This window comes from Corallococcus sp. AB038B (assembly GCF_003668955.1).
Lineage (GTDB): Bacteria > Myxococcota > Myxococcia > Myxococcales > Myxococcaceae > Corallococcus > Corallococcus exiguus.
This window is the reverse complement of record NZ_RAWO01000007.1, coordinates 123,348-141,500: the sequence shown is the minus strand read 5'-3', so window position 1 is coordinate 141,500 and position 18,153 is coordinate 123,348. Positions and strand designations below refer to the sequence as shown.

At 69.7% G+C, this 18,153-nt stretch carries 15 protein-coding genes; 9 read left to right on the top strand and 6 right to left on the bottom strand.

What is annotated here, in order from left to right; translation table 11 throughout:
- Positions 1–88 precede the first annotated feature (88 nt).
- The 3 genes from D7Y04_RS25970 to D7Y04_RS25960 all read right to left on the bottom strand — a co-directional run bounded on the left by D7Y04_RS25970 (position 89) and on the right by D7Y04_RS25960 (position 4,498).
- Positions 89–2,557 (bottom strand): hypothetical protein, encoded by a 2,469-nt coding sequence (locus tag D7Y04_RS25970; RefSeq protein WP_147477197.1) that lies wholly within the window; start codon positions 2,555–2,557, stop codon positions 89–91.
- Positions 2,558–2,630: 73 nt separating this feature from the next.
- Entirely contained in the window at positions 2,631–2,951 is a 321-nt protein-coding gene (locus D7Y04_RS25965; protein ID WP_121761013.1) for a hypothetical protein, read from the bottom strand.
- Positions 2,948–4,498 carry an alpha/beta hydrolase-fold protein gene (locus D7Y04_RS25960; RefSeq protein ID WP_121761012.1) on the bottom strand — a complete coding sequence of 517 codons (1,551 nt, stop codon included), beginning with the start codon at positions 4,496–4,498 and terminating at the stop codon, positions 2,948–2,950. The genes D7Y04_RS25965 and D7Y04_RS25960 overlap by 4 nt, the downstream gene beginning before the upstream one ends.
- A 216-nt stretch (positions 4,499–4,714) precedes the next feature.
- On the opposite strand from D7Y04_RS25960, the gene D7Y04_RS25955 reads away from it, so the two are divergent.
- Positions 4,715–4,918, top strand: a complete 204-nt coding sequence (locus D7Y04_RS25955) for a YtxH domain-containing protein (protein WP_120599180.1) — start codon at positions 4,715–4,717, stop codon at positions 4,916–4,918.
- Between the two features lie 107 nt (positions 4,919–5,025).
- Here D7Y04_RS25955 and D7Y04_RS25950 read toward each other — a convergent pair whose 3' ends face one another.
- Together D7Y04_RS25950 and D7Y04_RS25945 are read right to left on the bottom strand one after the other, a co-directional pair.
- A complete protein-coding gene (locus D7Y04_RS25950) occupies positions 5,026–6,402 on the bottom strand; it encodes a hypothetical protein (RefSeq protein WP_121761011.1) in 1,377 nt (458 codons plus the stop codon).
- Between the two features lie 224 nt (positions 6,403–6,626).
- Positions 6,627–7,991, bottom strand: a complete 1,365-nt coding sequence (locus D7Y04_RS25945) for a hypothetical protein (RefSeq protein ID WP_121761010.1) — start codon at positions 7,989–7,991, stop codon at positions 6,627–6,629.
- 188 nt (positions 7,992–8,179) lie between these two features.
- Between D7Y04_RS25945 and D7Y04_RS25940 the strand changes: the two genes are divergently transcribed.
- A complete protein-coding gene (locus tag D7Y04_RS25940) occupies positions 8,180–9,010 on the top strand; it encodes an urease accessory protein UreD (RefSeq protein WP_121761009.1) in 831 nt (276 codons plus the stop codon).
- Here D7Y04_RS25940 and D7Y04_RS25935 read toward each other — a convergent pair whose 3' ends face one another.
- The gene (locus D7Y04_RS25935; protein WP_147477196.1) at positions 9,011–10,261 is read right to left on the bottom strand and encodes a hypothetical protein; all 1,251 of its coding nucleotides are present in this window, start codon (positions 10,259–10,261) and stop codon (positions 9,011–9,013) included.
- A 122-nt stretch (positions 10,262–10,383) separates the two neighbouring features.
- On the opposite strand from D7Y04_RS25935, the gene ureA reads away from it, so the two are divergent.
- From ureA to D7Y04_RS25895, 7 genes are all read left to right on the top strand, one after another.
- Positions 10,384–11,169 (top strand): urease subunit gamma, encoded by a 786-nt coding sequence (gene ureA / locus D7Y04_RS25925; RefSeq protein ID WP_121761007.1) that lies wholly within the window; start codon positions 10,384–10,386, stop codon positions 11,167–11,169.
- Positions 11,166–12,881: an urease subunit alpha gene (gene ureC, locus D7Y04_RS25920; RefSeq protein ID WP_121761006.1), complete on the top strand. Its 1,716-nt coding sequence runs from the start codon at positions 11,166–11,168 to the stop codon at positions 12,879–12,881. The genes ureA and ureC overlap by 4 nt, the downstream gene beginning before the upstream one ends.
- 12 nt (positions 12,882–12,893) lie before the next feature.
- Positions 12,894–13,556 carry an urease accessory protein UreF gene (locus tag D7Y04_RS25915; protein WP_121761005.1) on the top strand — a complete coding sequence of 221 codons (663 nt, stop codon included), beginning with the start codon at positions 12,894–12,896 and terminating at the stop codon, positions 13,554–13,556.
- A gap of 26 nt (positions 13,557–13,582) precedes the next feature.
- Positions 13,583–14,299: an urease accessory protein UreG gene (gene ureG / locus D7Y04_RS25910; RefSeq protein ID WP_120599188.1), complete on the top strand. Its 717-nt coding sequence runs from the start codon at positions 13,583–13,585 to the stop codon at positions 14,297–14,299.
- 74 nt (positions 14,300–14,373) lie between these two features.
- The gene (locus D7Y04_RS25905; protein WP_366928242.1) at positions 14,374–16,854 is read left to right on the top strand and encodes a sensor histidine kinase; all 2,481 of its coding nucleotides are present in this window, start codon (positions 14,374–14,376) and stop codon (positions 16,852–16,854) included.
- On the top strand, positions 16,854–17,627 hold the full coding sequence (locus D7Y04_RS25900; protein WP_121761163.1) for an AraC family transcriptional regulator: 774 nt from the start codon (positions 16,854–16,856) through the stop codon (positions 17,625–17,627). Before D7Y04_RS25905 ends, D7Y04_RS25900 begins: the two co-directional genes overlap by 1 nt.
- Positions 17,628–17,660: 33 nt before the next feature.
- The gene (locus D7Y04_RS25895; protein WP_121761004.1) at positions 17,661–18,026 is read left to right on the top strand and encodes a VOC family protein; all 366 of its coding nucleotides are present in this window, start codon (positions 17,661–17,663) and stop codon (positions 18,024–18,026) included.
- The last annotated feature ends 127 nt before the right edge of the window (positions 18,027–18,153 follow it).

The following is an 18,153-nucleotide window of genomic DNA, read 5'->3' as shown; positions in this document are numbered from 1 at the left end:
GGCATGCCGTCCGTCCACCACGGCGGGCCTCGCTCTCCCAGGCCCTGCTCGCGAAGCACCTGCCGTACTGCCGCGTGCGCTACGCCTTCTAGGGTTGGCGCTGCGGCTGCAATATCCAGGAGTAGGTGGTGTCCGAGTCGATGTACTGCCCGGACAGCTCTCCCGAGGGCGACACCACCGGCTTGGCCGCCCCCGCATCCGTCAAGAGGAGGTTGCCGGGCATGTCCAGCTCGGGCCCTCGGCAGTTGGGGCCACCGCTGACGTTGAGGTGCACGAGGGTCGGATCCGCGAGCGCCGCCGTGTAGGAGCGCGAGGGGTGTGACAGCCAGTCCTCCGTGTCGGGGTCCGGTGACGTCAATTCGTTGAAGGGGTTCAGCATCAGGATCCCGCCCCCGGGCAGCAGCGGGTACGGCTTGGGCCCGTGCGAGTACCTGCACCCTTCCGACACGTAGTCCACGTCGAGCGTGAAGCCGCCGGCGGGCTGCATGAGAATGGAGCCTCCCACCCGCTTCGTGTGGGGGATGAGCGGGTGCTCGAAGTCCAGGGCCTCGAAGCCGTCCAGCACCTGGAGCTCCACGTTCGTGTCGATGAGCTTCCGGCCCGACGACCAGGTCGTTCCCTTCAGGAGGGAGCGCGTGGTGCCCTTGAACCTCCAGCAGCCCACGTTGTTGCGCTTGAGGTAGGGCATCGCTTCGCCGTTCAGGCGCCCGCCGCCTTCGGGCTCGAAGTTGGCGTTGCTGAGGATGACGACGAGCTCCTGGGCTCGCTGGGACTTCATGTCGCGGCAGAAGCCCACGTACTCGTATTCGCTCCAGTCCTCGTCGTGCCACTCCCCGGCCTCGTCCTTCCAGAGCGCGAGCACCTTCACGGGGTCCTTCGCTTCGGTGATGTTCTTGAACCACCCGTTGTAGAAGAGGACGGAGCGGGTGCCTGGATCGCTGAACGTGATGCGGTAGTAGCGGTTGGACAGGTTGCCCAGCTCGTCGTGCATGTTGTCCGAGGACTCGGGCCAGCCCGACAGGTCCGCGTTGAGCTCGCCGTGCTTTACGTTGTCATCCAGGTTGTCCCACGACTTGAAGGACTCCGACCGGGTCTTGATGGGCGTGGCGTTCCAGAGCGTCTTCGCGAACTCCGGCCAGACCTTCTCGAATCCGCCGGGGATGACGGAGTCCACCGCGGTGAGGCTGGAGGTCTCCGTGGTCAGCTTCGTCAGCGCGGCCACCACGACCGCCGGCCCGTACTTCCTCTCCAGGTATTGGAAGAACAGGTAGGCGCCGTAGTCGTGCCCGGCGCCTCTCACCCCGATGCTCGTGCAGTGTCCTGTGGCCTGACTGTCCAGCGACAAGGCCGGGGCGTTCATGAAACAATCGGCGAACTGGTGTTCGTACTGCCGCCGCTGGTTCGGCCCCACCAGGAGCGTTCGATACACATGGTCGATGGCCCAGTTCGCGGTTGCATCGCGGATCCACCCGTAGTCGAGCTGAGGCCCCTTCATCTTGTAGGACCGCTGGATGGCGTGCATCAGCTCGTGCGTCGCCGCCCCCTTGAGGGAGGGGTCGTCGGTATCGGCTTCCAGCAGGATGTAGGTGGGGGCCTGCGTGAGGTCAGAGCCTTCAGCGACCGTCAGTCCACCGTCGGCCATGTTGAGGACCAGGTAGATGTCGAGCTGGGGGCTTCCCCCGTTGCAGGGGGAGGACTCGTCGGTGAGCGGCTCCTTGAGCCCCAGCGCCATCAGCCTGGGCCAGATCTCCTTCGCGATGGCCTCGTCGAGCATCAGGGCCTGGGCTTTCTGTCCCGGGAGGTTGACCCGGTACCAGATCCGCGTCTTCGACAAGGGCTCCGTCAGGTACCGCCAGCCGCCGGAGAAGGGGCGGCAGCGCGGATCCTCCGAGCTGCTCAACCGGGCGTCGGGCGTGGGCGCGTTGAGCCAGCTCCCCGGGTCCGCCGGGCGCAGCATGTACATCCCCAGGGTCGCCTGCATGGGCTTGGAGAGCGAGTTGAAGCGCTGACGCAGCTCCTCAAGCGAGGTGGCATCGAGCCCCGCTTCGACCGGGGCCTTGTACTGGATGGGCAGCCGGGGATCGCTGAACGCCGCGTACACACGGTAGGCCAGCAGCTCCTCGTCGTTGATGAGCCCGGCCTCATGCGCGGCCGTCAGCACCTCCGCGCTCGACGGACTGGATTCGTCGGAGGGCATCACGACCGCGGTCAGGGTCGCGCTCGCGGACCCGGCCCTGGCCGTGATGACCGCGCCGCCAGGGGCCACGCCCTCCAGCCGGCCGTCTTTCACCGTGACGGCGCCGGCCGGAACAGCGGACCACTCCACCCGCACGTCCTCGAGCACCTCGCCGGCGTCGTCGACCGCCAGGGCGGCCAGGGTCAGCGATTCGCCCACCAGGAGCGTCGCCCCATTCGGTGACAGGGTGAGGGCGGCGACCTTGGCGTTGTCGCCGCCTCCTCCTGGGGTCGGGTCTGGTTCGGTGGTGGAGCCGCAGGCGAGGACGGACGTGAGCAGCAGGCACAAAGCCAGCCGTGAAGCTCCAGGAACCACGGGCATGTCCAGACCTCAGGGCAATGGGGACGAGGCCTGAGGGTTACGACGAGCCCTCTTGATATTCACTTGGAGGGGTTTACAGGTCCTGGAACCAGGCGGCGTAAGGCGTGTTCTGGACGAGGCGCCGGTTGAGGTCCGGCGTGCCATCCGTCCACCACGGCGCGCCCCGCTCTCCCAAGCCCACCTTGGCGCGGTGCACGCGGTCTCGCGCCCGGCGCTCCAGGGCCGCGTCCTTTGTTCGCTTCGCCCGGCCCACGTCGGCACGGGCCCGCATCAGCGCGGCCACCAGCAGCTCTCGCTGCCGGGGCCCGAGCGCTGGATTGCTGCGGCGCCACAGCCGCCCGTCCACCACCAGGTAGCGTCCATCCGGGGTGGTGGTGGGCGGCGGCTTCGTCACTGCTTCACGGGATACAGGAAGCGCAGGAGGTCACCGAAGCGCGCGCTCCACGCGGCCTCGTTGTGCTGGCCTCCCTCCACCACCGTGTACTTGAGGTCGTCGTCCAGCACCCAGCCCTTGGCCACCAGCGCGTCGCGCAGCGCCTGCGCATCCGCCACCGTCTCAGCCTGGCTGCCGGAGCCTTCGTTGGTGCCGATGTCCTCCCAGATGCGCAGCTCGGGCTTCGCGGTGAGCGCGTTCACCTCCGAGACAATCTCCCGGTCCGCCCACCACACCGACGGCGACACCACGCCCAGGCGGGTGAAGACGTCCGGGTGCTTGAGCCCCAGCGACATGGAGACCAGCCCGCCCAGCGACGAGCCCGCGAGCCCCGTGAACTGCGCCTCCGGTTTCGTGCGGAACTCCGCGTCGATGCGCGGCTTCAGCTCCTGGATGAGGAACTGGCCATACACATCCGCGCGGCCCGCGTTCGGGTACTCCGGCGGGAAGGGCACGGGCGTGTACTCCGCGATGCGGTCGCTCGTGTTGTAGATGCCCACGATGATGAGCGGCTCCACCTTGCCGGACTCCACCAGCGCCTGCGCCGTCTCGTCCACGTTCCACTCGCCCGCGAACGCGGTGCTGACGTCCATCAGGTTCTGGCCGTCGTGCATGTAGAGCACCGGGTAGCGGCGCGTGGTGTCCGCCTCGTAGCCGGGCGGCAGCCAGATGATGACGTCGCGCGGCTTGAGCGTGGAGTCCTGGGGCACGACGTTGCGCAGGTAGCGCACGTCACCGGTGAGCGGCGGGGGCGGCGGGGGCGTGGAGAGGTCCGCCCAGCCCTTCACCGTCACGGGCACGCGCTCGAAGCCGCCGCCGGTGGTGAAGGTGTGGTTGGCCACCTCCGCGCCCGTGTCGCTCTTCTCCACCGTGTCCCACGAGCCGCGCGTCACCTTGAACTCCAGGCCCGTGCTCGCCGCGAAGGTGACGGCGCCGGCATAGGCGTTGTCCACGGCCTGGTAGAGCTCCACCTCCGCGCCATTCCAGTTCCCCAATTCCGGCTGGTTTCCGGACAGCCACACCTTGGCCCCAACCGGCGTGATGTCCGGGACCTGGACGATGAACACGGTCCTCGCGCCTGTCTGCCCCCCCTCGGCGCCGAAGCGCTCCACCGTGAGGGTGACAGTCTCCTCGTTCTCACGGGCGGTGAAGGTGCGGTCCGCCTCCGGTGCTCCTTGTGCGTCCAGCGCCACCTGGGCCGTGGGCGCCGTCATCAACACCGCGTAGGTGAAGGCGGTGTCCTTGGGCAGCCGGGCCTTCAGGCTGAACTGACGGCCGCCCTGGTAGACCATCTCCAGGCCTCGCCCGTCCGTGCCTCCGAACGTGGCGGTGGGGCCCTTGAGGAAGATCTCCGCGTCGACCGGCGTCTCCGGCGGAACGGTGAGGTCGAACTGGACGTCGGAGAAGACCTGCTCGACGGGCTTCGGCGCGTCGGAGGAACAGGCCCAGAGGGCCGTCAACGCCAGGACGAGCAACAGGGTGGGCCTTGAGGGCCGGGGATGCGACATGGATGGGTGGGCCTCCGGGGGCGGGATCAGGCCCCTCGTGAAGGCTCACCCTAGCAGCGTGTTCCAACGCCCATCAGTGGGGCGCGGATGCCCCGGAACGGACATCCCAAAAGGGCTGCCCCCTTGGCAGCTGGTGGACAGTGCCTACCTTGCGCGGCGCACGGGGGACGGCGGGTCTCATCCCGCCACCCCCTTCAAGCGAAGGAGTCACACCGTATGAAGAAGCTGACGCTGCTGGCCTTGACGCTGGGTGCTATCACCGTGGGCACGGGTTGCCACCGCAACACCCGCGAGGCCGCCAAGGACGACGTGGAGCAGGCGGGCGACAAGGTGAAGGACACGGCCGAGGACGCCGCCGAGGCCACGGGCGACGCCGCGGAGAAGGCCGGCGACAAGATCGAGGACGCGACCGACAAGTAGTCAGCCGCCGCCTTTCGCGCGCGGAAGAAACAAGCACCCCGGACGCCGGACCTTCACGGTTCCAGCCTCCGGGGTGTTGTCATTCATCGCGGATCCGCCGTGCGTGGCTAGAAGCCCGCCGCGAAGTCCTGGAGGAACCAGAACAGGCTGAGCTGGTGGGACGTGCCCTGCGTCGTGCCGTAGTCCGAGACGGTCCTGCCAGCCAGCGCGGGAATCTGGGGGCAGGTCAGCTGGCCGTGGATGGCCTGGGCATAGCCGTTGGTGACGAGGGCGCTCGCGAAGGTGGACGTGGAGGGAATCGTCACCTGGCCCGACGTGCTGACCGTGTTGTAGGCGCTGGTGTTCGAGAACGAGACGGCGATGGCGTCCGCGTCAAAGGCGTTGTTCCCGGTGATGAGCTGGTTGATGTACGGCGTGCCGCCGTTCACGCGCCAGGTGCCCGCTTCCCTCGCGGTGGCCACGCCGCTGATGGACGTCCGGCCGGTGACGCGCCCCGTGTGGTCGAAGCGGGCCTGGCACGGCGAGGTGCAGGGAATGCTGACAGGGAAGGGGAAGCGCACCGGGAACCACCCGCCCGGCCCGTGGATGATGAAGTCCCACCAGTAGATGTAGACGCGGCGCGAGCACCGCAGTCCCAGCGACAGCTGGCTGGTGCCGGTGACCGTCCGGTTGAGAAGCGGGCCGGTCGGGATGGCGTTGGCGCTCAGCGTGTGTTTCGCGCCCGGCCCGTTCCAGCCGTAGATGCTGCGGCCGGAGGCCGACACGAGGATGGACTGGGTGGTGGTGGGCGTGCGCGTCGTCGTGGTCGTCCAGCCGCAGGTGCAGGGGCCGGAGAGGGGGTACCACCAGTACCACTGCTGGACGTAGACCATGGCCTCGCCGCGCAGGTGCGGGAAGTCCTTGGACACCTCCTTCACCAGGTCGTACTCGCCCTGGCCATACTTCGCGTCGAGCTCCGAGAGGACGGCGTCCAGCTCGCTGCTCACGTGCACGACGTCCTTCTCCGACGTGACGCCCTTGGACACGGTGAGGCTGCACTCCTTGTCGGTCGCGCAGTCCAGGTTCACGTCATAGGGCTGGGTGGCCAGCGGCTGGCCCTGCGGATCCTCCAGCACCAGCTTCTGCGCCCAGCCCGTCTCCCAGGGCCTGGCCAGCGCGCCAAACACCTTCACCTGGGAGATTTCGCCCGGCTTGGGCGTCACGTTCACGCCCGTGGTGGCGGTGTCCTTGCCGTCGTAGGAGACGAGCTTCGCGGACCGGGGCAGGTCGTCCTGGCGGTCCGTCCACAGGATGCTCGCGGTCAGCTCGCCGTCCACCAGCGCCACGTCGAGCACGGTGGCGATGTTCGGGCGGACCTCCTGCGGATCCGCGGCGTGGGCCGGAGCGGCCGCGAGCAGGCCTCCGAGCGCGAAGGAGGAGACGGTCAGCGAGCGCAGCCAGGACGGCACGAGGCCGGACAGGCCTCGCGAAGAGTGATGGGGCATGTGGCAATCCCTTACTGACGAATGGGGGTCCGCCCCCCGACGCGGGAGGTCGGAGGGCGGTTCCCCGTCAGAGCAGGTCCCGTGCCAGGGATTGCGTCATGTCTGCCATTGATGCGGGTTTAGGAGGGAATGCGTGGTTTTCCACGATATTTCCGAAATCGTTGCTTGCGCTGGGAATGTGTCCCTTCCCGTTACGGAAACCCCGCCGGGTGTAGCGCGGAGGGCTACAGGATGCTGAAGAAGTCCTGGACGCTCTTCTCCATGGAATCCACCTCGTTCTCTGGGAGTGTATAGGTGGACTGGATGTCAAAGGCGCGGCCAATGGGACTCAGGCCTCCGCCCGGGCACACCGCGACGCCCTGCACGGCGATGGCGTAGTTGCCCTGTGCGCGGCCGTACGGCTGCCAGGTGCTGGCGTTGCCGTTGTAGGCGTGGAAGGCCTCGCCGGACGTCTGCACGTAGCCGGAGCCGCTGCCCATGTTGTGCATGGCAATCCCCCTGTCGAATTCCTGGTCGCCGGTGGGCGCGTAGCGGGTCTCGTTCAGCAGTGGGCTCAGGCCATTGCCCAGGTGGTACTTGCTCTGCTCCATGGCCGACCCGTTGGGGATGGTGGGCGGGGGGAAGGGGGTGGTGCTCTGCGCGGTCGTTTTGCCGGTGATGCGGCCGAAGTGGCTGAACCGGCCGCTGCACGTCCCGGCGCAGGTGCTGTAGACGGGCTGGAGCATGCGCACGGGCTTCACCAGCCCGCCGGGCTGCCGGATGCCGAACTCCTGCGTGAGGATGGAGGCCAGCGACGTGCAGTGGAGGGTCAGGGTGACGCGGCTGCTGCCCTGCGTGGTCAGGCGGGCGTTGGAGGGCTTGTTCTGGGACAGGGGGCGCGAGTACAGGTTGTGCGCCGCGCCCAGGCTCGTTCCCGAGGAGTTGGTGCGCGAGTAGGACGCCTCCCAGGAGCACTGGCAACCCTCGGCGGGGCCGATCTTGATCAGGCCGTGGGCGTAGCTCAGGGCCTCGCCGTACAGCGAGGGCTCACGCCGGGCCACCTCGCGCACCAGGTCGAACTGCTTCGTCCCCATCTCCTTCTCGATGGCGCCGAGGGTCTTCTGCAGGGCGTTGCTCACGTGCAGGACCTCGCGGCTGGCGGAGATGCCTGGCGCGGCCGTCAGCTGGCAGGTCTTCTCGTCCTCGCAGGCGAGGCTGACGTCATAGGGCTGGCTCGTCAGCTCCCGGCCCTTCGCCTCCCGCACGACGAGCCGCTGCGCCCAGCCCGTCTCCCACGGCTCCTGCACCGCGCCGGACAGCTTCACCTCCGTCTCCTCGCCGGGCTTCGGTGACACCCGCTCGCCGGAGGTGAGCTTGTCCGTGCCGTCATAGGACAGGACCTCCACCTCCCCGGGCAGGGACTTCGACTCCGCGGCCCAGCGGATGCGCGCGGTCAGCTCTCCGTCCTGCATGGACACGTTGACGATGGTGGCGGGCGCTTCGCTCGTTTCAGCGGCGTGGACGGGCGCGGCCACGAACAGGCCACCCACGGCGAACGAAGAGAGGGTCAGGGCGCGAAGCCAGGAGGCTCGGGAGGAACGACGGTGCATGGTGCTGTGCCTTGGAAAGAAGGTTCCGCCATATCTGACACGCGATGTCAGAATTGGCGGCCCGCCCCAAGAGCAGGTTGTGTGCCAGCGAGTCTCACGTCTGTCGCGAGAGAGGGGGCTGTAGCGCGGAACGCTACGCAGGGCCGGTGCACGGCTTTCCGGAGCGGCTCGCGTGCTAGAAGGGGAGGGTGATTTCCGCTCTTCCCGGCCCGGAGCGCGCGGGCGTCGCGCGGCTCGCGTTCGAGCGCTCGGGGCCCCGCACCGTGGTGCGCACCGCGCTGGCGCACAGCCCCTTGCGGCTGCTCACGCCGCGCAACCACGGCCACGCGGCATGGGCCTATACCAGCTCCTTCGGTGGCGGGCTGGTGGATGGGGACCACCTGCGGCTGGAGGTGGACGTGGCGGACGGAGCGTCGGCGCTGCTCGCGACGCAGGGCTCGAACCGCGTCTACCGCTCACCCAACGGTTGCCGCAGCGACCTGGTCGCGCGCGTGGGCCGGGACGCGCTGCTGGCGTGGGTGCCGGACCCCACCGTCTGCTTCACCGGCGCCCGCTATTCACAGACGTTGGACGTGACGCTGTCGCCGGGTGCGTCGCTGGTGCTCGCGGACGTGGTGACGGCGGGCCGGAGCGCCCGGGGCGAGCGCTGGGCCTTCCTGCACTACGCCTCGCGCCTGCGCGTCGCGCGGGAAGGGCGCGCGTTGGTGGATGAGCGGTGGGTGCTGGACCCCGCGCACGGCGCGCTGCCGGAGCGGCTGGGCCGCTTCGACGCGCTGGCGTCCGTGCTGCTGGTGGGGCCCGCGTTGAAGGACGCGCGGGAGACCCTGGCCGCTCGCGTGGCGGGCCTGCCGGTGAAGCCTCGCGCCCGGGAGGTGGTCTCCGCCAGTCCCCTGGGCGAGGACGGACTGCTGCTGCGCGTGGCGGCCGTGTCGTTGGAGACGCTGCTGGCCACCACGCGCGACTGGCTGTCCTTCCTACCGGGCCTGCTGGGTGACGACCCGTGGGCCCGGCGGGTGTGACTAGTAGCGGGTGATGTCGAACGTGGCGTAGTCCTTGTACAGCTCGCTGACGTGATCCGCCGTCAGGTTGACCGCGTCCTTGTGGTTGGTCGTCTTCCACTCAGCGGTGTTCGCGTCCAGCAGGCGGTTCGGGCCGTCCGTCTTGTGCAGGCCCAGCACGTGGCCCTCCGCGGCCTCGCCCGACTTGCGCATGCCGATGCGGTAGTGGCCGTTCTCCTTCGTGCCGTCGTACAGCTTCTGCGCGAAGGTGTCATTCGTGATGGGCTCGAAGTCCTGCACCTTCACGCCCGGGTGACCGCCGCCACGGCCCGTGCGGAAGTCGTCCACCATCGCGGCGATGCCTTCCTGCTTCTTCGCGATGGCGGCCTGGTCCTGGTTGAGCTGGGCCATTCCCGTCTTGATGTCCTGGGTCAGCTCGCTGCGCTGCGCCTTCAGCCCCTGGCGCTGCTCCGGCGTGAGGTCCGGGTTGGTGAGCAGCTCGTTGATCTCCTTGCGCTGCGCGCTTTTGCCCTGGAGCTCCTTCACGCTGCCCTGGAGCTTGTCGATGTCGGCCATGTGCGCGCCGTTCAGCTTCGTGAGCGCGTCGCTCTGCAGGTGCTCGGAGTGCTGCTTGTCGATGAGCTTCCCGAAGTGGTTGTCCGTCAGCTTGCCGAACGCCTGCGAGCCCTTCATCGGGTCGCCGCCCGACTCCTTGCCGGTGCGGATCCACTCGGAGGTCATCGCGCTGCACACGCCCGCGTCCGTGCCGGCGGGCATGTTCGGCTGCTTCAGCATCGGGTGGCCGCCCTGGTCCGTGTAGCGCAGCACCTCCGCGCCCGGATTCTCCAGCTTCATCTCCTCGACGATCTTCACGAGCTCAGGGCGCGGCGTCATGGCCTTGCCCTTGCCCGGCGTGCGGCCCAGGGCCATGTCCGCGATGTCGCTCTCGGAGAGGTTGGGCGACTGCAGCTGCGGACCCTGGAGCGAGTTCGCGTCGATGGTCGGGCGCGACGACGACGCCTGGGGGCTGCCGGTCGGCTTGAACGCGTCACCCTGGGGCGTCGTCCCGGTGGGAGTCGTCGGCCGGGAGACACTCGGCGAGCCCGTGGGCGACGCGGTGGGCGAGGCCGTGGGCGACGCGGTGGGGGTCGACGGCTTCGCGCCCGTCGTGCCCGGCTTCGAGAAGGTCGGCTGGGCCACCGTGTTCGTCGCCTTCGGTGGGGCGGGAGGCGCCTTGGGCGTCTTGGGGAAGCCGGCCTTGAAGCTCTTCATCGGGGACTCCGGAGGGGGAGAACGGCGCGAGGGGCCTCCATCCTGGCTCACACTGACGCGTCGCGCTAGGGTCTGGCGGGTCGGCGCATCCCGCACCCGGAAGAACCGAGGGAGTCGGACCCATGCATCTGTCCCCCCGTGACGTGGACAAGCTGCTCCTGCACCAGGCGGGCGTCGTCGCCCAGAAGCGGTTGGCGCGAGGCCTGCGCCTCAACTACCCGGAGGCGGTGGCGCTCATCGCCACGCAGCTGCTGGAGTTCATCCGCGACGGCCGCAGCGTGGCGGAGTTGATGGACCTGGGGCGCCGGTTCCTGGGGCGCGCGCAGGTGATGGACGGTGTGCCGGAGATGCTGGCGGAGGTGCAGGTGGAGGGCACCTTCCCGGATGGCACCAAGCTCGTGACGGTGCACCACCCGGTGGTGGCGGAGCACGGGGACCTGTCGTTGGCGCTCTACGGCAGCTTCCTGCCGGTGCCGCCGCTGGAGCGCTTCACCGTGCCCGCCGCGTCACCGGAAGGGCCTCCCGGGCTCGTGCGCGCGGCGGAAGGCGCGCTGGATCTCAACGCGGGCCGCAAGGCCATCACCCTGCGCGTCACGCACCGGGGCGACCGGCCCATCCAGGTGGGCAGCCACTACGCGTTCGCGGAGACGAACCGCGCGCTGGTGTTCGACCGGGGCCGCGCCTACGGCCACCGGCTGGACATCCCCGCGGGCACGGCGGTGCGCTTCGAGCCCGGCGAGGTGAAGACGGTGTCGCTGGTCCCCATCGCGGGTGAGCAGGTGGTGCGCGGCGGCAACGCGCTGGGCAGCGGCAAGGTGTCCGATGAAGGCCGTGAGCGCTTGCTCGCGGCGGTGCGCGCGCAGGGCTTCGGTCACGAAGAAGAGACTCCCGAGGAGGACCGCTCATGAGCCGCAAGCTGGACAGGCGCCACTACGCGGACATGTTCGGTCCCACCACGGGGGACCGGGTGCGGCTGGGAGACACGGGCCTGTGGCTCCAGGTGGAGCGCGACGCCACCGTCTACGGCGACGAGTGCAAGTTCGGCGGCGGCAAGGTGCTGCGCGAAGGCATGGGCCAGCGCGCGGGCACAGGCGACGCGGACGCGCTCGACTGCGTCATCACCAACGCGCTCGTGGTGGACTGGACGGGCATCTTCAAGGCGGACGTGGGCATCAAGGCCGGGCGCATCTCCGCCATCGGCAAGGCGGGCAACCCGGACGTCATGGCGGGCGTCACGCCGGGCATGGTGGTGGGCGTCACCACGGAGGTCATCGCCGGTGAAGGGCTCATCCTCACCGCGGGCGGCCTGGATACACATATCCACTTCATCAGCCCGCAGCAGGCGGACGAAGCCATCGCCAGCGGCATCACCACCTGGGTGGGCGGCGGCACCGGCCCGGCCACCGGCACCAACGCCACCACCTGCACGCCGGGCGCGTGGAACCTGGCGCGCATGCTGGAGGCCACGGACACGATTCCCCTGAACATCGGCCTCACCGGCAAGGGCAACACGTCCCTGCCGGAGGGCTTGCTCGACCAGGTGTGCGCGGGCGCCATTGGACTCAAGCTGCATGAAGACTGGGGCACCACGCCCGCGGCCATCGACACGTGCCTCACGCTGGCGGACGCGGAGGACGTGCAGGTCACCATCCACACGGACACGCTGAACGAGTCCGGCTACGTGGATGACTCGCTGGCGGCGTTCAAGGGCCGCACCATCCACACGTACCACTCGGAGGGCGCGGGTGGCGGCCACGCGCCGGACATCATCCGCGTGTGCGGCGCGCCCAACGTGCTGCCCAGCTCCACCAACCCCACGCGGCCGTACACGGTGAACACGCTGGATGAGCACCTGGACATGCTCATGGTCTGTCACCACCTGGATCGCGAGATTCCGGAGGACGTGGCCTTCGCGGAGAGCCGCATCCGTGGAGAAACGATTGCCGCGGAGGACATCCTCCACGACCTGGGCGCCATCAGCATGATGGCCTCGGACAGCCAGGCCATGGGCCGCGTGGGCGAGGTCATCACCCGCACGTGGCAGACGGCGCACAAGATGCGCGAGCAGCGCGGGCGGCTCCCCGGCGAGCAGGGGGACAACGACAACCTGCGCATCCGCCGCTACGTGGCGAAGTACACCATCAACCCGGCCATCGCCCACGGGCTGTCCCACGAGGTGGGCTCCGTGGAGGTGGGCAAGCTCGCGGACCTGGTGCTGTGGCGGCCCGCCTTCTTCGGGGCGAAGCCGGAGCTGGTGCTCAAGGGAGGCTTCATCGCGTGGGGCCAGATGGGGGATGCGAACGCGTCCATCCCCACGCCGCAGCCGTACCTCATGCGCCCCATGTTCGGCGCGCGAGGAAGGGCGCGCGGCTCCACGAGCATCGCCTTCGTATCCGGGCGCGCGCTGCGTGAGGGCACCGTGCAGGGGCTGGGGCTCACCAAGCGGCTGTCCGCGGTGGTGAACTGCCGCGCGTTGGGCAAGAAGGACATGCGCCTCAACGACGCGCTGCCGGTCATCACGGTGGATCCGGAGACGTACGAGGTCCGCGCGGACGGAGAGCTGCTTCGCTGCGAGCCCGCGACCTGGCTGCCATTGGCGCAGCGCTACTCGCTGTTCTGAGGACCGCGCGCCATGGCTTCCGGCTGGAGGGTGTTGCAGCTGGCGGACTCGGGCTTTCCCACGGGGGGCTTCGCGCACTCGGGGGGCCTGGAGGCCGCGGTGCAGGCGGGCGAGGTGCGCGGCCCGGGCGACGTGCGGCGCTTCGTGGAGGCGCTGGTGTGGCAGGCGGGCCTGGGCGGCCTGCCGCTGGTGGGCTCGGCGTGGCGCGAGCCCGCTGCACTGCCGGCGCTGGACGCGCGCGCGGACGCGTTCCTCACCAACCACGTCGCGAACCGGGCCAGCCGCACGCAAGGCAGGGCCTTCCTGGACACCTGCGCGCGCATCTTCCCGGAGGCCGTGGGGCCCGTGCGCGAGGCGGCTCGCGCGGCCCGTGTGAAGTTCCACCATGCGCCCGCGTTCGGCGCGGTGCTGTGCGCGCTGGAGGTGGAGCAGGAGGACGCCCTGCGACTCTTCCTGTCGCTCACCCTGCGAGGCGCGCTGTCCGCGGGCGTGCGCATGGGCGTCATCGGCACGCATGAGTCCCACCAGGTGCAGCACGCGGCCACGCCGCTGCTGGAGTCCGTCCTGGAGCAATGCAAGGCATTGGGCGTGGAGGACCTGGCCCAGCCCGCGCCGCTGTGGGACCTGGTGGGCGCCACGCATGACCGGCTGTACTCCCGGCTGTTCCAGTCCTGAAACAAGAGACGAAAAGGAAGCGCGACATGCACGATGACGACCACCGCGGCCATGGGCAGGACGGGCACGAGCACACGCACGAGGACTGGGAGCACCCGGGCCACTTCGACGCGCGCGACAAGCCGCACCGGCGTGACTACTCGCAGCGGGCCTTCACGATTGGGATTGGTGGGCCAGTGGGCAGCGGCAAGACGGCGCTGGTGCTGGCCCTGTGCAAGAAGCTGCGCGACCAGTACCGCCTGGGCGTGGTGACCAACGACATCTTCACCAAGGAGGACGCGGAGTTCCTGGTGCGCAACCAGGCCCTGTCCCCGGAGCGCATCAAGGCGGTGGAGACGGGCGGCTGCCCGCATGCCGCCATCCGCGAGGACATCAGCCACAACCTGCTCGCGCTGGAGCAGTTGATGGAGGAGCTGCACCCGGAGTTGCTCATCGTGGAGAGCGGCGGTGACAACCTGGCCGCGCAGTACAGCCGCGAGCTGGCGGACTACACCGTGTATGTCATCGACGTGGCGGGCGGGGACAAGGTGCCGCGCAAGGGGGGGCCGGGCATCACCCAGTCGGACCTGCTGGTCATCAACAAGACGGACCTGGCGCCGCACGTGGGCGCGGACCTGGGCGTGATGGACCGCGACGCCCGGAAGATGCGCGGCGAGGGCCCCTTCGTCTTCACCCAGGTCACGCACGACGTGGGGGTGGATGCGGTGGTGGGGCACCTGCTCGACGCCTGGCGGCGGAGATAGGGACTGGACGAACGGTCCGTCCCGGGCCGCACTCCGCCACTGACAGCCGGAGCGGGACGTGTAGTGTGCCGCCCGTGGGCATCCTCGAGCGGGCACGGGTGGAGTGGTTCGCGGCGGCCTTCGGACTTGTCGTCGGCACCACGATGGTCTTCGTGCCCTACGAGTTCGGGGCCGCCATCTTCCAGGTCATCTATCCGTTCGTCCGCCCGCTCGGCAGCCTCTTCCTGGTGGGCTCGGCGACGATGCTCGCCGCGATGCTGTACCCCACCTGGCCTCCGTTCGTGGGGTGGCTTGGCCGGGCGCTCTTCCTGGCGGCGGTGGCCTTCTACTGGTGGTCCGCCACCGTGCTGCCCCGAGGCATCACGGGCTTCATCCTGTACCCGCTGCTGGCGGGCCTGCTGCTGCTGGAGCGGACCCACCGCTTCCAGGGACGGGGCCTGCTCTCGGTGTTCATCGCCTGCGTGGCGCTGAGCTTTGGCGGGATGATGATCCTGGTTCCCAGCAACTTCCTCCGCATGTCGCTGCTGGCGTTCGGGCCGTTCATCCGGTTGCTGGGCGTCGCCTTCCTGGTGACGGGGGCGCTGATGGCGGTGGGGCTGTGGCGTGGCCACGAAAAGGCCTGCCGCATCGCCGCGGGCAGCTTGAGCGTCCTGTTCCTGAACATGACGCTCGCGTTGGGGTCGCGACGCTCCTGGGCCGGGATGGGCGTGTACGCGGTGCTGGCCCTGGCCTGTCTGCTGTTGTGGCGGATGCGTCAGGTCCCTGCCCCGTCCGGGGTGCGCTGGCGGCTGTTCCGGGGCATGGCCCTGGCGTCGGTGCTGCCCATCCTGGGCGTGGGGGCGGTGACGTCGTACGTGGCCCAGCGGGCCATCTCGGCGGAGCTGCGCGGCAAGGCGCAGCAGGCGGTGCTGGCGGAGACGGCGTGGCTGGAGCAGTCGGCGGCCATCGCGCGCTCGCTCTTGCGTTCGCAGAGCCAGGACCCGGGCTTCATCGAAGCGGTGCGCACCGGGGACCGCAAGGAGATGATTGAACGGGTGGAGTTGCTGGAGAACGACACCGGCCTCTTCGACGCGGCGTGGCTGCTGGACGCCACCGGGGAGACGCTGGTTCCGTCCAAGCAGCTGAACCGCCTCACCGGCAACTTCGCGGACCGCGAGTACTTCCAGCAGGCGCTGAACGGAGGCGACTCGGTCTGGGTGTCGCGGCCCTTCCTCACTCGCGCGGGGCTGCCCTTCATCGTCTTCTCCACGCGGGTGGACCTGGGGGAAGGCCAGCGCGCGGTGCTGGTGGGCGGGCGGTCCCTGCAGCGGCTGGGGCTCCAGTCGACGCTGGCCTCGCGCAGCTACCACGTGGAGTTGTTCGACCGGCGCGACGGCACCCTGCTGCGAGAGACCGAACGGGGCGACGTGCTCACGCGAGCGCCGGTGCTGGGAATGCTGCCCCCCGAGGCGCTGTCGGCGCGGGAGGGCCTGCTGGAGGCGTTCAATGAATCCGGGCGCCGCCTGTTGGTGGCGTACGCGCAGGTGCCGGGCACGGAGTGGACGGTGGTGGTGACGGCGCGGCTGCGCGAGGCGTTCGCGCCGGTGACGCGCATGGGCGCGTGGGTGGTGGGCATCGCGGCGCTGGCGGGGGCCATCTCGCTGCTCCTGTCGCAGTGGGTGGGGCGGGACGTGGCGGTGCGGCTGGAGACGCTGCGGGACGGCTTCGCCGCGCTGGGCACGCCTGCTCTGGAGCAGCGGGTGCAGGCCCGGGGCGACGACGAGGTCGCGCAGCTGGCGGACGGATTCAACGACATGGCGGCGCGCATCGACCGGACGCAGAAGGAGCTGCGCGAGGCCATCGTCATCCGGGATCAGTTCCTCTCCATGGCGAGCCACGAATTGCGCACGCCGCTGACGCCGCTGAAGGCGACGCTGGAGCTGCTCATCCGCCAGTCGGAGTCCGGCGTGGGGCTGACGCCGGAGCGGCAGCGCGCCACCTTCGAGCGGCTGACGCGGCAGGTGGACCGGCTGACGCGGCTGATTGGCGACATGCTGGACGTGTCGCGGTTGCAGTCGGGGAGATTCGCGCTGACGGTGGCGCCCATGGACCTGACGGCGCTGGCGCACGAGGTGCTGGAGCGCATCCAGTCCACGCGTCCGGAGCGCCAGGGGTTGTTGTCCCTGGACGTCCCGGAGGGGCCGCTGGTGGGCCGGTGGGACGAGCAGCGGTTGGATCAGCTGCTGACGAACCTGGTGGAGAACGCCCTGCGCTATTCGCCGCCGGGGACGCCGGTGTCCATGCGGGTGCGCGAGGAGGAAGGGCAGGTGCGGGTGGACGTGGAGGACCAGGGCATCGGCATTCCGCAGGAAAGCCTGCCGCAGCTCTTCACGCCCTTCTTCCGCGCGCGAAACGCGGCCGAGCACTACGCCGGAGGCCTGGGATTGGGGCTGGCCATCTGCCGCGAAATCGTGGAGCGCCACGGAGGCCGCATCCAGGCGAGCAGCGAAGGGCCGGGGAAGGGGACGTGCTTCACGGTGTGGCTGCCCCGCGCGGCCGTCGCGGACGCGGCCTGATGCGCTACGTGGAGGCGAGCCCCTGCGCGGCGCTGGCGCCGTACGTCCAGTGCTACTGGGCGCTGGAGCTGTCAGGAGCGGCGCCGGTGGGTGTGCACCGGGTGCTGCCGGACGGGTGTCTGGACATCCTGGTGGACCTGACGGACGGGGTGGGGCTGCGCGTGGTGGGCGCGATGCGAGCGGCGGAGGTGGTGCCGTTGTCCGCGCGTGCGTCCTTCGTCGCGGTGCGCTTCCGGCCCGGAGGCGCGCAGCCATTCCTGCGGCTGCCCTTGCTGGAGTTGACGGACGCGAAGGTGGCGCTGGGGGACCTCTGGCCGCGCGAGGCGCGTGAGTGGCGGGAGCGGTTGGGCGCGGTGGAGGGGACGGCGGCGCGCTTCGCCCTGCTGGAGCGGCTCTTGCTGGGCCGGCTGCCCGGGCAGGAGGGGGACGCAGGGGTGCGGCACGCGGTGGACCACATCCTGGGAGCGAGGGGGCAGGTGCCGGTGCGCTCGCTGGAGGGGGTGATGGGGGTGGGGGCGCGGCAGGTGGAGCGGCGGTTCCATGCGGCGGTGGGGCTGTCGCCGAAGGTGTTGTGCCGCATCGCGAGGATGCAGCACGCGGTGGAGCTGTCGCGGGAGTTGGAGGGCGCGGAGTGGGCGCTGGCGGCGGGGTACTACGACCAGGCGCACCAGGTGCGGGAATTCCGGGCGCTGACGGGGCTGACGCCGGGGGCGTACGTGCGCGAGCAGGCGGAGGTCGGATTCGTCCAATCGCCGGAGGGGGCGGGTGCGTAAGGTGGGGGTGTTCCCACTTCGAGGAGGCACACCATGTCCACCGCACCGCAGCAGGCCGAGCAGCACCACCGCATCGACTACATCGAGCTTCCCGTGAAGGACATCGCGGAGGCGAAGCGCTTCTACGGCGCCGTGTTTGGCTGGAGGTTCGAGGACTACGGCCCGGATTACACGAGCTTCATGGACGGGCGGCTGAACGGAGGCTTCGACAAGGAGCGGGAGGCGTCGAAGGGCGGCGCGTTGCTGGTGCTCTATTCGAAGGACCTGGACACGACGCTGGCGAAGGTGCGCGAGGCCGGAGGGCGCATCGTGAAGGACACGTTCTCCTTCCCCGGAGGCAAGCGCTTCCACTTCACCGACCCCACGGGCAACGAGCTGGCGGTGTGGACGGAGCCTTGAGGCGCTGAACCAACGGTAGGGCGGGGAGTGCCGCGGTTCACGCGAGCTGTCGCGGTCCCAACACTCCCGGCCCTCCCGCGACGCGTGGTGCACGCGCGGGCGGGACGCGGAGTGTTCCCGGATCGCT